Origin of the sequence: Hungatella hominis (assembly GCF_014288005.1) — a bacterium.
Lineage (GTDB): Bacteria > Bacillota > Clostridia > Lachnospirales > Lachnospiraceae > Hungatella > Hungatella effluvii.
This window is the reverse complement of sequence record NZ_JACOPB010000002.1, coordinates 366,301-379,246: the sequence shown is the minus strand read 5'-3', so window position 1 is coordinate 379,246 and position 12,946 is coordinate 366,301. Positions and strand designations below refer to the sequence as shown.

Sequence of the window (12,946 nt, the reverse complement as noted above, 5' to 3'; positions counted from 1 at the left end):
CATGGGAATTATAAAGACATCAAAGCTGATTTTCGATTATATCAGAAGAGATGAAGAAGAGAATATAGAAGAAGTAAACCGTGCCATAGACGACGTCAGCATCGAGATTAAGGAGGGCGAGTTTGTGGCGGTCTTAGGCCACAACGGCTCCGGAAAGTCCACCTTTGCCAAGCAGCTGGACGCGATCCTGCTTCCGACGGATGGGACGGTGTGGATCCAGGGGCTGGATACCTCCAAAGAGGAGAATCTGTGGGAGGTTCGAAAGAAAACGGGGATGGTATTCCAGAATCCCGATAACCAGATTATCGGTAATATCGTCGAGGAGGACGTGGGATTCGGACCGGAGAATATGGGGATTCCGACCGACGAGATCTGGAAACGGGTTGACGAGAGCCTGGAGGCGGTGGGCATGACGGCATACCGCATGAAGTCGCCTAACAAGCTTTCGGGTGGCCAGAAGCAGCGGGTCGCCATCGCAGGTGTCATGGCCATGAGACCCCAGTGCATCGTTCTGGACGAGCCTACCGCCATGCTGGATCCCAACGGGCGCCGGGAAGTGGTGAAGACCGTCCATGAGTTAAACCGCCAGGAAGGGATCACCGTGGTGCTCATCACTCATTATATGGAAGAAGTCATTCATGCCGACCGGGTTATCGTCATGGACGACGGACGGGTGGTGATGGACGGAACGCCCAGGCAGATATTTTCCAGGGTGGAAGAACTCAAGTCTTACCGGCTGGATGTGCCGCAGGTAACGGAACTGGCATATGAGCTTCAGAAGAATGGCGTGGATTTACCGGATGGGATTCTGACGCTGGAGGAGCTGATGAAATATCTGCTCCCCATATTTGCGGAGCGCTATCCGGACAGAGTGACTCTGGGAGATGGAGGATGCAATGGCAATTAAGATAGAACATTTAAATTACGTTTACGGACAGGGCACCGCTTTCGAACAGCAGGCGCTTAAGGACGTGAATCTGGAGATCCAGGATGGCCAGTTTATCGGACTGATCGGCCATACCGGTTCCGGGAAGTCCACGCTGATTCAGCATTTAAACGGGCTAATCAGGGCGACGGACGGTGCGATCTATTATAATGGAAAGAATATATATGACGACGGCTATGACATGCGGGCGCTGCGAAGCCGTGTGGGACTGGTATTTCAGTATCCGGAGCACCAGCTGTTTGAGATCGATGTGTTTACCGATGTCTGCTTCGGGCCGAAGAACCAGGGACTGTCGAAGGAGGAGACGCAGAGCCGGGCAAGGGAAGCGCTTACGATGGTAGGGCTGGATGAGAGCTTTTATAAGCAGTCGCCCTTTGAGCTGTCGGGCGGCCAGAAGCGCCGGGTGGCCATTGCCGGTGTGCTGGCCATGGAGCCGGAGGTGTTGATTCTGGACGAGCCTACGGCGGGACTGGATCCGAGGGGACGCGATGAGATCCTGGAACAGATTGAACGTCTTCATCATGAGAAAAAGATGACGATCATTCTGGTGTCCCACAGCATGGAGGACATCGCAAAATACGTGGACCGGATTCTCGTGATGAACCACGGGGAGAAGGTGTTTGACGACACGCCGAAGGAAGTATTTAAGCATTACAGGGAACTGGAGGCCATCGGTCTGGCCGCACCGCAGATCACCTATGTGGTGCATACGCTGCGGGATCATGGAGTTCCCATTGACAATAATATTACAACGGTGGAGGAAGCGAGAGATGAGATCCTTGCGCTGTTAAAAAAGGAAGGACAGGCGGCCTGCGGTGACGGAAGCCGCGGACAGGAGACATTATGTTAAGAGATATTACACTGGGGCAGTATTATCCGGTGGATTCCGTACTTCACCGGCTGGACCCGAGGACAAAGCTGTTCGGAACCATGGTATTTATTATTTCCCTGTTTGTCGCAGACAGCATCTGGGCTTATCTGGTGGCCACGCTTTTTCTGGCCATGGCAATCAGACTGAGCCACGTTCCATTTAAGTTCATGGTGCGGGGACTTAAGGCCATCATCTTCCTGCTCTTAATCAGTGTCAGCTTTAACTTATTTCTGACCCCGGGTGAAGTGGTCTTTAAGCTGTGGTTTTTAAAGGTGACAAAGGAGGGCTTAATGACGGCCGGATTCATGGGAGTCAGGCTGATCTATCTGGTGGTGGGATCGTCGGTTATGACGCTGACGACCACGCCCAATGAGCTGACAGACGGACTGGAAAAGAGCCTTGGATTTTTAAAGAAGATAGGACTGCCGGTACATGAGGTATCCATGATGATGTCCATCGCACTTCGTTTTATCCCGATTCTGGTAGAGGAGACGGATAAGATCATGAAGGCGCAGATGGCGAGAGGCGCTGATTTTGAAAGCGGTAATATCATTCAGAGAGCGAAGAACATGATTCCGCTCCTCGTGCCTCTGTTTATCTCCGCGTTCCGGCGGGCTACGGATCTGGCTATGGCCATGGAGGCGAGATGCTACCGCGGCGGCGAGGGAAGAACGAAGATGAAGCCGCTTCACTATGCAAAGCGGGACGGTGTGACGTATCTGGTTTACGTCTTTTACCTGGCTGTGATAGTTGTTTTAAGAATCCTGATATAAGGCGGTTTTTGAGAAGATGAAACGGATTAAGCTGATAGTGGCCTACGACGGCACAAATTACTGCGGATGGCAGATACAGAACAACGGGCGGACCATAGAAGAAGTCTTAAACGAGGCGCTGACCGCCCTGTTTCACGAAAAGGTGGCGGTAATCGGGGCCAGCCGGACGGATTCCGGCGTCCACTCCGATGGTAATGTGGCTGTGTTCGATACGGAGAGCCGGATGCCGGCGGATAAGGTCTGTTTTGCACTCAACCAGAGACTGCCGGAGGACATCCGGGTCCTTGCATCGGAGGAGGTTCCCTTAACGTGGCATCCCAGAAAATGCAACTGCGTAAAGACGTACGAATACAGAATTTTGAACCGGAAGATCGAGATTCCGACGCTGCGGCTGTACGCCTATTTCTGTTACTTCCCCCTCGATGCAGAGAAGATGAAGCAGGCGGCGGCGTATCTGGTGGGAGAACACGATTTTACCAGCTTCTGCGCACCGAGGACCCAGGCGGAGGACATGGTGCGTACCATTTACAGCCTGGACGTCGTGAAGACAGGCGATATGATTACGATACGGGTCAGCGGAAGCGGGTTTCTCTATAATATGGTCCGCATTATCGCGGGGACGCTGATGAAGGTGGGGATGGGGGTCTATCCGCCGGAGCATGTGGAGGAGATTCTGGATGCCAGAAACCGCGCGGCAGCAGGCCCTACCGCGGTGGCCAGGGGACTGACGCTGATCAGCCTGGAGGAAGAGACGGAGCTTCGCCCTGTCATAGCGGCTGAAAATAAGGAATGGAAATATTCTCTGGATCAGACGAAGACGGCAAAAGAGAAGCAGTCGTTTCTCACCATAGAGCGGTGCATCCCGGAGGAGTTTGAACGCCTTCTGTTCCGGGTGGTGCACCAGGCCGTCAGGAACGGAGCGGAGGCGGTTTATGTAAACGATCAGGAAGCCGTTGGGCGGATCGAAGCGGGCAAGGCATACGGCTATTACGTGTTCTGGCCTTCGGACGAGAAGGACGGATGGTATGTGACCCACGACGCGCGAGTCTGGGGAAAGAGCGGGGAGGAGACCTGATTTTTAACGGAATTGTTACTTGTATACGGCGGAGGTTTTTGATATACTTGCTAAAATCTCCATGGCAGGAATGCCGGGACGGTTGTGATACAGCCGTCTTTTTTCGTGCAAATGAATATTCTGCGGCGGGCCTTGAATGCGCAGGGAGATAAGGGCGCTGCCGAAAAAGAGGTTTTGATATGACGGCGGACAGAACAAAGACACATGAGATACCGACGAGCGCCGGTGCTGTATTGATCACGATGGGGGTGGTGTACGGGGATATCGGGACGTCTCCCATGTACGTAATGAAGTCAATTGTGGCCGGCAACGGGGGATTGGGAGGAGTCAGCGACGAACTGATCTTAGGCGCGCTCTCCCTGGTCATCTGGACCATCACCCTGCTGACGACGATGAAATATGTGGTGGTGGCCATGCAGGCGGATAACCACGGTGAGGGCGGTATCTTCTCCCTGTACAGTCTGGTAAAGCATTTTGGAAAATGGCTCATCTTTCCGGCCATGATTGGCGGAGCGGCCCTGCTGGCGGATGGTGTGATGACACCGGCAGTGACGGTGACGACGGCGATCGAGGGTCTTAGAAGCATCTCTTCCATGGGTGAGCTGCTGGGAGACGGGCAGAATAAGATCATTATTATAACGATTACAATTATTGCGCTGCTGTTCCTGGTTCAGAGAGCGGGCACCAGTTCCATCGGAAGGGCCTTCGGCCCTGTCATGGCAGTCTGGTTTCTGTTTCTGGCCGCGGCAGGGCTGGGGAACATAGGCGGGAATGTGGCGGTACTGAAAGCCTTTAATCCGGTCTACGCGGTGAAGATCCTGACCAGTCCGGCCAATGATGCCGGGATAATGATCTTAGGCAGCGTGTTTCTGGCGACAACCGGCGCGGAGGCGCTGTACTCGGATATGGGGCACGTGGGAAAGAACAATATTTTCCTGAGCTGGCCTTTCGTCAAGATCTGCCTGATTATCAATTATCTCGGGCAGGGGGCCTGGCTGATGGCCTGTAAATCCAATGGGGCGCTGGCGGCGATACCGGATATGAATCCATTTTTTCAGATGCTGCCGGAAGGAATCCGGCCCTTTGCCGTGGTCCTCGGCGCGGCTGCTGCGATTATCGCGTCCCAGGCGCTTATATCCGGTTCCTTTACGCTGGTATCGGAGGCGAGCCGGCTGGATTTAATGCCTCATATGCAGATTACATACCCTTCCCAGCGAAAAGGGCAGATTTACATTCCGCTGGTGAATCAGGTGCTGTGGTTTGCCTGTACCGGAGTGGTTCTTCTGTTTCAGACCAGCGCCCATATGGAAGCGGCTTACGGGCTGGCGATTACGCTGACCATGCTGATGACAACGGTGCTGCTCTTTCTCTATCTGCGGAAGGTGAAGAAACTGGCTGTGGTGCCTTTCCTTTTCCTGGCCTTCTTCGGCGGTCTGGAGGGGAGTTTTTTCCTATCCAGCTTAAGTAAGTTCAGCCATGGGGGATACGTGGCGCTCTTTATGGCTTTGATTCTGTTTGGGATCATGGTCGTATGGCATGAGGGGACCGGCATTGAGTCTTCCCAGGCGGTGCTCCTGCCCCTGCGGAAGTATCTGCCCCAGCTGGAAAAATTAAAAAATGACAGTTCCCAGGAGCTACTGGCCGACAATCTGGTCTTCATTACAAAGGACAGTGACAAAAATAAGCTGGACAGAGACATTCTGTATTCCATCTTTGACAAGAAGCCAAAGCGTGCCAATGCATACTGGTTTGTGGGCATTACCGTCACGGATGAGCCCTATACCCGGGAATACAGCGTGGACAGCATGGGGACAAATTACATGTTCCGTGTGCAGCTTAAGCTGGGCTTTCGGGAAAATCAGAGGGTGAATGTCTACTTGAGGCAAATCGTGGACGAGATGGTGAAGAGTGGGGAGCTGCCGTCTCAGAAGCGCCGGTATTCCATCTATGAGCCGGGCGTCGTGGGGACATTTAAATTCTGTATGATCCGGAAGCTTCTGGTTCCGGAAAGCGATATCGGTCCCTTTAAACGGGCGGCCATATCGCTGAAATACACGATCCGCCATTTCGCAGGCACACCGGACCGGTGGTACGGACTGGAGAATTCGTCCCTGATCATCGAGTATGTTCCGCTCTTTATCCAGATGAAGCCGGTAAGTCATCTTACGAGGGTATGACAGACGGCGAATCTGAACTGTTCCATATGAAAAAAAATTCTGCTTGTGCGGTTGGGACTGTTCCGGCAGGAGCCTGTGGCAGGATGTATGCCGGGGCAGCCCCCAACCGCACAGGTGAAAAACTTTTGTAAAAAACATCGAAAAAACCTTGATTTTATGGGAAAAAGAGGTTGACACACCCGGCTGAATGTAATATAATGTATAACTGTGACGTTAGACGAAAATGCTTATGCCAATGCCCCGGAGTGAGCGTTTTACGATATAGTTTTAATAATAACAGCAATTTAACAGGAGGTTAACCAATGAAAACTTTTATGGCTAGTCCAGCAACAATTGAGAGAAAATGGTACGTAGTTGACGCTACAGGACATACATTAGGACGCTTGGCTTCAGAAGTGGCTAAAGTATTAAGAGGAAAGAATAAACCGATTTTCACACCACACATGGATTGCGGCGATTATGTAATTATCGTAAATGCAGATAAGGTGAACGTATCTGGAAAGAAGTTAGACCAGAAGATTTACTACAATCACTCTGATTATGTAGGCGGAATGAAGGAAACAACCTTAAGAGAAATGATGGCTAAGAAGCCGGAGAAGGTTATGGAATTAGCAGTTAAAGGTATGCTTCCGAAAGGACCTTTAGGAAGAAGCATGATGACAAAACTTCACGTTTACGCTGGACCGGAACATGATAATGCGGCTCAGAAACCAGAAGTTTTAGAAATCAAATTTTAATTAAGGTACTGAAAGGAGGAAGTTATCATGGCTAATGCAAAATTTTATGGAACAGGCAGAAGAAAAAAATCTATCGCCAGAGTATATTTAGTACCGGGTACAGGTAAGATCACAGTTAATAAGAGAGATATCGATGAGTACTTCGGTCTTGAAACATTAAAAGTTGTTGTTCGTCAGCCGTTAGTTGCTACAGAGACCAACGATAAGTTTGACGTACTGGTTAACGTTCATGGTGGTGGTTTTACAGGACAGGCAGGTGCTGTAAGACACGGAATCGCAAGGGCTCTTCTTCAGGCAGACGCTGATTACCGTCCGATCCTCAAGAAAGCTGGCTATTTAACCAGAGACCCAAGAATGAAAGAGAGAAAGAAGTACGGCTTAAAGGCAGCTCGTCGTGCTCCACAGTTCTCAAAGAGATAATCAGACAAATTACGAGTTCATTCAAATCCCGCAGGCGGTTTCGTCTGTGGGATTTTTGATACAGCGGGAAAGTGCGGGAGGTCTCATGCTTCAGATTGCCATTTGTGATGATGAAAAATATTACCGGGAAACCATACGGTCGCTCCTCACGAAATACTTAGAGAAGCGTGGGCTGGAGTACACGTTTTCCATATTTCTGTCCGGAGAAGAGTTCTTGAGCCTGCCGGAAAACGCCGTGAAATATGACGTTGTGTTCATGGACATCAACATGAGCCGTGTGGACGGGATTGAGACAGCAGCCTGGATGAGGTCCCTTCATTCAGAGACGGAGATTGTGTTTGTGACGGCATTTATTCATTATGCGCCGGAGGGATATAAGGTAGACGCGGTGCGGTTTATCATGAAGGATACCCTGGAGGCGGCTCTTCCGGAGTGTATGGATGCGGTTCTCAAGAGAAAACGGCTGGAACAGGTGGAATTTTCCTGCGTGGAGGGGAATGTGAGGCTGTTTACGGATCGGATTCTCTACGTGGAGAGCCGGAAGCATAAGTCCATCTTCTGTTATCAGGGGGCGGAGCCGGCAGCCTATCAGGTGTATTTGAAGCTGGATGAGATCGAAGGGCGGCTGAAGGAATACGGTTTTCTGCGAATCCATAAGAGCTATCTGGTAAATATGAAGCACGTGAGGCGGATCAGCAATTATGAGGCTGAGCTTGACAGCGGGGAACGGCTGCCCATTCCGCGGCTCCGGTTCCAGGCGGTGAAAGAAGAGTATGCAGTATACAAAGGAGCGCTGTAATGGGGATTGTGATGCGAAATATCCTGTTGTGCCTGATGCTGGGGGCTGGCTGCAGCATTTACTATGAAACGATTGTGCCGGTGCGGGTCTGGCGCACAGTATGGGTGAAGTATACGGCGGTTCCGGCGTTTGCGCTGGGATTTCTGGTGATCGCATTTACGGAGGTTCCGCCCTATATCCTGCAGCCGGTGAGAGTGATCGCCGTCCTGTGGCTGGTCTCGTGGATTTACTTTCAGATGAAGGCGGTGCAGAGTTTGATTCTCTCCGTGCTGTTCTGCGCGGCCATGTGGATCGTGACGGCCATTGTCGTGTCGGCCGTATACGCACTTCCCCCGGAATTCCGGGGACTTGAGATGATCGAGGAAGAGTTGTCCTACAGTGTTTTGCTGTGCCTGATGCTGTTGTTTCATTTCCGGTACCGGAAGAAGCTCGGCGGTCTTACTGGGGCGCAGTGGGCCAGGTTTGGGTATTTTCCCATATTCAGTATGATCGTGATTATGGCAATCAGTATGATGATGGGAAGCGGGGATACGGAGCGGCTGGTGGCGGTGGCCGGTTTTGGCGTCCTCAATGTGATCGCCCTGTATTTTATTGGAAATATTCTGGAGAAGGATGCCCAGGTACAGGAGATGAGACTGCTCCAGGAACGCACACAGAACCAGATGGAGATGTACCAGAACATGCAGCAGAACTATGAACGGCAGAGGCGTGACCTGCACGACTATAAGAACCAGTTGACCTGCATCCAGGGCCTTCTTCTGGAGGACCGCAGGGAGGAGGCGCTCCATTACGTGGAAACACTGAACGGAAATCTTCGAAAAAACGCGGATTTTGTAAACACAAACCATGCGGTTGTCAATGTGGTGCTAAATCAGAAGTATCAGAGCGCGCTGGAAAGAAATATTACGATGCTTCTGTCTGTCAACGATCTGTCTGGGCTGACGATGCGTGAAGAGGATTTAGTCACGCTGCTTGTCAATCTGCTGGACAATGCCGTGGAGGCCTGCGAAAAGCTGGAAGAGAACCGGGTGATCCGGTTTAAGATGGTACTGGAGGAGGGGGAGCTGATCCTTTCGGTCAGAAATCCTGTGGCGGTGCCTGTCATCATTGAAGGAAAAAGAATTGTTACCACGAAAAAGGATGGGGGCAATCATGGAATCGGCCTGCTCAATGTGAATAGCGTGATTGAACACCGCGGCGGAACTTCTGCGCTGCGATGTGAGGACGGTTGGTTTTGCTTTTCTGCGATGATTCCTGCTGCGGAGTAAAGGGGGGATTGGCGGAGTCAGTATTGTGAAGTTTATGATACGCAGTACTGGTTGCCTGTTGAGGGGAAAATAGAAGGAGGTGCCGGAAGGCGCCTCTTTTTGCTGCCGCACCGTCTGTTTGTGCTCGGGGTATTGTTCTGTGAGGCGAAGATTCCTATAATTAGGAAGATGAATCAGAGAAGAGGCTGAATTAGAGAAGCGGCTGGATCAGAGAAGCGGCTGAAACACTGAATCAGACATTTCACAGAAAGGAGAGATGACAAATGAAGGGACTGAAAATGAGGATTGTAGTGGCAGCAGTGGTATGTGTCTGCCTGGCAGCCTGCGGCGGGAAGAGGAGTACGGCCAATGCAGAGACGCCGGAAGCGGCGGTTAAGTCGGCCATGGAGGCTTTACAGGCACTGGATTTAAGGACGTTTAATGCCTGCACGGATAATTATGTCAGCACCGACAGAAACTGGCTGGGGATACCGGTGGAAAGGAGGTACCGGGTGTTCAACGAGCTGCAGCAGCCGGGTATCCTGCAGGGAGCGAAAGAGCGGTTTAATCAGGCGTTTGCGGAGAAGATGGTGGAGAATCTGTCCTGGGAGATCATTGGGGAGACGACAGAGGGTCTCCAGTCTGTCATTACCTTGCGCATCACGAATACGGATATGTCCAATGTCATGGGATATTATACGGTTCATATTCTGGAGAAAATGGCGGGCGGCAGGGGAACCGGGCTGAAGGAGCTGTTTGAGGAGATCGCGGAGTCTGATTACGACAGAGGCGGAGTCCTTCCATTTCTCGATGAGGCGGAGGGAAATGTGACGACCGATGTGGAGGTGACGGTATGCAGGGAAAGTAATAGATGGATTATGAAGATCACAGATCCATTTATTGAGGCGTTTATGGGGAATTTCGGAACAGGGGAATTTTCTGATGAGGTGAAAGTGCGTATCAATGAACTGGAAAAGGAGTATGAAAAGAAGATGGACCAGTGGGGAGAGGACTTCGGCAGCCGGATTGAGCAGTGGGTGGAAGGGGTTTTTGATTAAAATACCGCTTGAATTATGGGCCGGACTGTGCTAAAATCTATTTTTTCCTAAAACGCAGGAGATGGATGGAGCATCGGAAAGGAACCGTATGGAGTGGGAGAAATTGCTTTCAAAGGAACGTTTTTATCATTCGGGAGACAGGGAAGAGTCTGACCGGAATGATTATGATACGATTATCAGGAGTACGCTGTTTCGGCGGCTCCAGGACAAGGCACAGGTATTCCCGCTGGAGGCGGACGATTATGTCAGAACGCGTCTTACGCATTCTCTGGAGGTATCTGCCATCGGGAAAAGGCTGGGAGAGCTGACATTCCGGCGGCTGAAGGAGAGACGGATAGACGCCTGGTTTGAAGAAAACCCGGAAACAGAATTTTCAGATACGCTTCTGTGTGCGGGATTGGTGCATGACATTGGAAATCCGCCCTTCGGTCATTTTGGAGAATATGCGGTCCGGGAGTGGTTTCAGCGTTATTTGAAGGACATGGAGCTGGGCGGACGCAGCGTCACGGAGGTGCTGGAGCGTGAGATGGTGACGGACCTTTACTGTTTTGAGGGCAATGCCCAGTCGCTGCGGCTTCTTTCCAAAACACCTCATCTCGGGAGGCAGCAGGGGTTCAATCTGACGTACCGTGTGCTGGCGTCCATCATCAAGTATCCGGTCTCCTCCTTTGCCATAAAGAATGGCAGTGGGAGCAGCCAATACGGAAAGTTCGGATATTATGTGGCGGAGCGGCCGCTCTTTCTGGCAGTCGAGGAAGCTGTGGGGACGGCCGGGGCGCGCCATCCGCTATCCTGGCTCCTGGAAGCGGCGGACGATATCGCTTACCGGACCTCGGATCTGGAGGATGCAATGGTAAAAAAGATTCTGACATTTTCCCAGATTGCAGATGAGCTTGAGGAGTATGCGGCCGGAGACGGCATAATGGGAGACGGGAGAGGGGAGATGACGGAGGCAGTTCTTCTTCTGAAGCAGATGTATGAAGAGGAAATTGCACACGGTGACCGGAAAATGGGAGGCGCTGTGGTCAGGAACCCGAAGCCGGAGCTGACAGCCATCCAGCGCTGGAACCGGTACGTACAGGAGATGATGATCGGGGACGCGGCCAGTTCGTTTGAGAAAAACTATGATGCGATAATGAACGGCACCCTTGAGGGAGATCTGCTGTCGGGGACGCCGTCCGGGTGCCTGGTGGAGGCCATCTCCAGGCTCTGCGAGGAGGTGGTCTATACCAGCCCTGTGAAAATAAAGGCGGAGCTGTTCGGGCGCAGAGTCATCGATTCCCTGATGGGCCAGTTTATGCCGGCGGCAGTCAAATATGATACCGGCGAGGCAATGACATTTATCGAACGGCGGATTATGGATACGGTGTCGGACTTTTATAAATCCATGTACCACGAACAGGCGGCGGGAAAGGGCGAAGAGGAGAGGCTGTATCTCAGAATTCTGATGGTAACGGATTATATCAGCGGGATGACGGATAATTATGCCAGACGGCTGTATCGGGAGTTGTTTTCCTGAGGCGGATGCGGGATTTAAAGCTATAGGCGATTGAAAAGGTAATTCAGAAGTAAGAAAGATGTAAGGTGCCCCAACCGGAGATGGGATTATCGGAATTTGATAATCACTGTTTCGCCCTCTTTTCTGGTATTATTTTCTAAAATATGTTAATATTTCTATTAGCGGTACATGACCCGGAAGGAGGCGGAAGATGGAGAAGAACGATATCGGTATCATTCACGGTACAGAATACCGGGCGATGACGAAGAAACTTCTGGAGTGGGCGGATCTGGCGGGAATGATTGGAAGTATGGATAAAAAGATCGGTTTAAAGCCGAATCTTGCGGTGGCGAAGGCGCCGGAGAGCGGGGCCACCACACACAGGGAGCTGCTGGAAGGGACCATAGAGTATTTGCAGGAACATGGATTTGGACGGATTTCCATTCTGGAAGGTTCCTGGGTGGGGGACAGCACGAAGGCGGCATTCCGGGCGGCAGGATATGACCGGGTATCTGAAAGGTATGGTGTGCCTCTGGTTGATTTACAGCGGGATTCTTTTACGGAGTATGACGCGGCGGGAATGAAGATCAGCCTTTGTGACGCGGCGGCGGAAGTGGATTTCATGATTAACATGCCGGTGCTGAAGGGCCATTGCCAGACTGCGGTCACATGCGCATTAAAGAATCATAAAGGAGTGATTCCCAATTCGGAGAAAAGACGGTTCCATACTTTGGGTTTACATAAACCGATCGCGCACTTGAATACGATAGCGAAAAATGATTTTATTCTTGTGGATAACATTTGCGGGGATTTAGATTTCGAGGAAGGCGGGAATCCGGTGGTGATGAACCGGATTCTGGGATTTCTGGATCCGGTGCTGTGCGATGCCTGGGTCTGTGACAGTATGGGGTACCGGACGGAGGAGGTGCCGTATATTGGGCTGGCAGAGAGACTGGGAGTCGGAAGCAGCGATACAGGGAGCGCCAATGTCGTCTTACTGAACGAAGATGCAGCGGGAACAGCGAAATTTACCATGACCGGACGGGTGAAAAGGCTGGCTGGATATGTGGAACCGGAGGATGCGTGCAGCGCCTGTTATGGATCCCTGATCTATGCGCTGGACCGGCTGAATGACCGGGGACTGCTCTCGAAAGGGGAGGGCCCTGTCTCAATCGGCCAGGGCTGCAGGGGAAAAACAGGAAAGACGGGGATCGGACGGTGTACGGAGCTGTACGAGCACTCTCTCGGCGGGTGTCCTCCGAAGGCGGTGGATATGGTGAAGTTTCTGGAGGAACATTGGGTTTCAGAACAGTAACAATAAGCAGAACAGAAAGAAGGAAACAAG

11 protein-coding genes and 1 pseudogene are annotated in these 12,946 nt (G+C 51.7%); all 12 read left to right on the top strand.

The features are described from left to right. The first annotated feature begins 1 nt into the window (after nt 1). The 12 genes and pseudogenes from H8S75_RS05975 to H8S75_RS05920 all read left to right on the top strand — a co-directional run bounded on the left by H8S75_RS05975 (nt 2) and on the right by H8S75_RS05920 (nt 12,916). Nucleotides 2-907 (top strand): energy-coupling factor transporter ATPase, encoded by a 906-nt coding sequence (locus H8S75_RS05975; protein ID WP_187020062.1) that lies wholly within the window; start codon nt 2-4, stop codon nt 905-907. Next, nucleotides 897-1,796, top strand: a complete 900-nt coding sequence (locus H8S75_RS05970) for an energy-coupling factor transporter ATPase (RefSeq protein ID WP_187020061.1) — start codon at nt 897-899, stop codon at nt 1,794-1,796. The genes H8S75_RS05975 and H8S75_RS05970 overlap by 11 nt, the downstream gene beginning before the upstream one ends. After that, the gene (locus H8S75_RS05965) at nt 1,790-2,590 is read left to right on the top strand and encodes an energy-coupling factor transporter transmembrane component T family protein (RefSeq protein ID WP_187020059.1); all 801 of its coding nucleotides are present in this window, start codon (nt 1,790-1,792) and stop codon (nt 2,588-2,590) included. The genes H8S75_RS05970 and H8S75_RS05965 overlap by 7 nt, the downstream gene beginning before the upstream one ends. Before the next feature lie 16 nt (nt 2,591-2,606). Then, nucleotides 2,607-3,341: pseudogene (truA, locus tag H8S75_RS05960) on the top strand (tRNA pseudouridine(38-40) synthase TruA); the annotation flags it as partial. Between the two features lie 503 nt (nt 3,342-3,844). Beyond that, entirely contained in the window at nt 3,845-5,842 is a 1,998-nt protein-coding gene (locus H8S75_RS05955; RefSeq protein ID WP_187020056.1) for a KUP/HAK/KT family potassium transporter, read from the top strand. Nucleotides 5,843-6,144: 302 nt separating this feature from the next. Continuing rightward, complete coding sequence (gene rplM, locus H8S75_RS05950; RefSeq protein ID WP_002604666.1) at nt 6,145-6,579, top strand: 50S ribosomal protein L13; 435 nt, start codon at nt 6,145-6,147, stop codon at nt 6,577-6,579. A gap of 27 nt (nt 6,580-6,606) precedes the next feature. After that, complete coding sequence (gene rpsI / locus H8S75_RS05945) at nt 6,607-6,999, top strand: 30S ribosomal protein S9 (protein ID WP_006771840.1); 393 nt, start codon at nt 6,607-6,609, stop codon at nt 6,997-6,999. A gap of 46 nt (nt 7,000-7,045) precedes the next feature. Continuing rightward, complete coding sequence (locus H8S75_RS05940) at nt 7,046-7,798, top strand: LytR/AlgR family response regulator transcription factor (protein WP_349768869.1); 753 nt, start codon at nt 7,046-7,048, stop codon at nt 7,796-7,798. Next, entirely contained in the window at nt 7,798-9,066 is a 1,269-nt protein-coding gene (locus H8S75_RS05935) for a sensor histidine kinase (protein WP_187020054.1), read from the top strand. Before H8S75_RS05940 ends, H8S75_RS05935 begins: the two co-directional genes overlap by 1 nt. A 263-nt stretch (nt 9,067-9,329) precedes the next feature. Next, a complete protein-coding gene (locus H8S75_RS05930) occupies nt 9,330-10,103 on the top strand; it encodes a hypothetical protein (protein WP_187020053.1) in 774 nt (257 codons plus the stop codon). 88 nt (nt 10,104-10,191) lie between these two features. Continuing rightward, entirely contained in the window at nt 10,192-11,622 is a 1,431-nt protein-coding gene (gene dgt, locus H8S75_RS05925; protein ID WP_187020051.1) for a dGTP triphosphohydrolase, read from the top strand. Between the two features lie 190 nt (nt 11,623-11,812). Next, nucleotides 11,813-12,916 (top strand): DUF362 domain-containing protein, encoded by a 1,104-nt coding sequence (locus H8S75_RS05920; RefSeq protein ID WP_187020049.1) that lies wholly within the window; start codon nt 11,813-11,815, stop codon nt 12,914-12,916. Nucleotides 12,917-12,946 lie beyond the last annotated feature (30 nt).

Bases quoted from the DNA above. Each gene is read 5' to 3' on its own strand.
- H8S75_RS05975 (WP_187020062.1), top strand. From the start codon at position 2: ATGGGAATTATAAAGACATCAAAGCTGATTTTCGATTATATCAGAAGA.
- H8S75_RS05970 (WP_187020061.1), top strand. From the start codon at position 897: ATGGCAATTAAGATAGAACATTTAAATTACGTTTACGGACAGGGCACC.
- H8S75_RS05965 (WP_187020059.1), top strand. From the start codon at position 1,790: ATGTTAAGAGATATTACACTGGGGCAGTATTATCCGGTGGATTCCGTA.
- H8S75_RS05955 (WP_187020056.1), top strand. From the start codon at position 3,845: ATGACGGCGGACAGAACAAAGACACATGAGATACCGACGAGCGCCGGT.
- rplM (WP_002604666.1), top strand. From the start codon at position 6,145: ATGAAAACTTTTATGGCTAGTCCAGCAACAATTGAGAGAAAATGGTAC.
- rpsI (WP_006771840.1), top strand. From the start codon at position 6,607: ATGGCTAATGCAAAATTTTATGGAACAGGCAGAAGAAAAAAATCTATC.
- H8S75_RS05935 (WP_187020054.1), top strand. From the start codon at position 7,798: ATGGGGATTGTGATGCGAAATATCCTGTTGTGCCTGATGCTGGGGGCT.
- H8S75_RS05930 (WP_187020053.1), top strand. From the start codon at position 9,330: ATGAAGGGACTGAAAATGAGGATTGTAGTGGCAGCAGTGGTATGTGTC.
- dgt (WP_187020051.1), top strand. From the start codon at position 10,192: ATGGAGTGGGAGAAATTGCTTTCAAAGGAACGTTTTTATCATTCGGGA.
- H8S75_RS05920 (WP_187020049.1), top strand. From the start codon at position 11,813: ATGGAGAAGAACGATATCGGTATCATTCACGGTACAGAATACCGGGCG.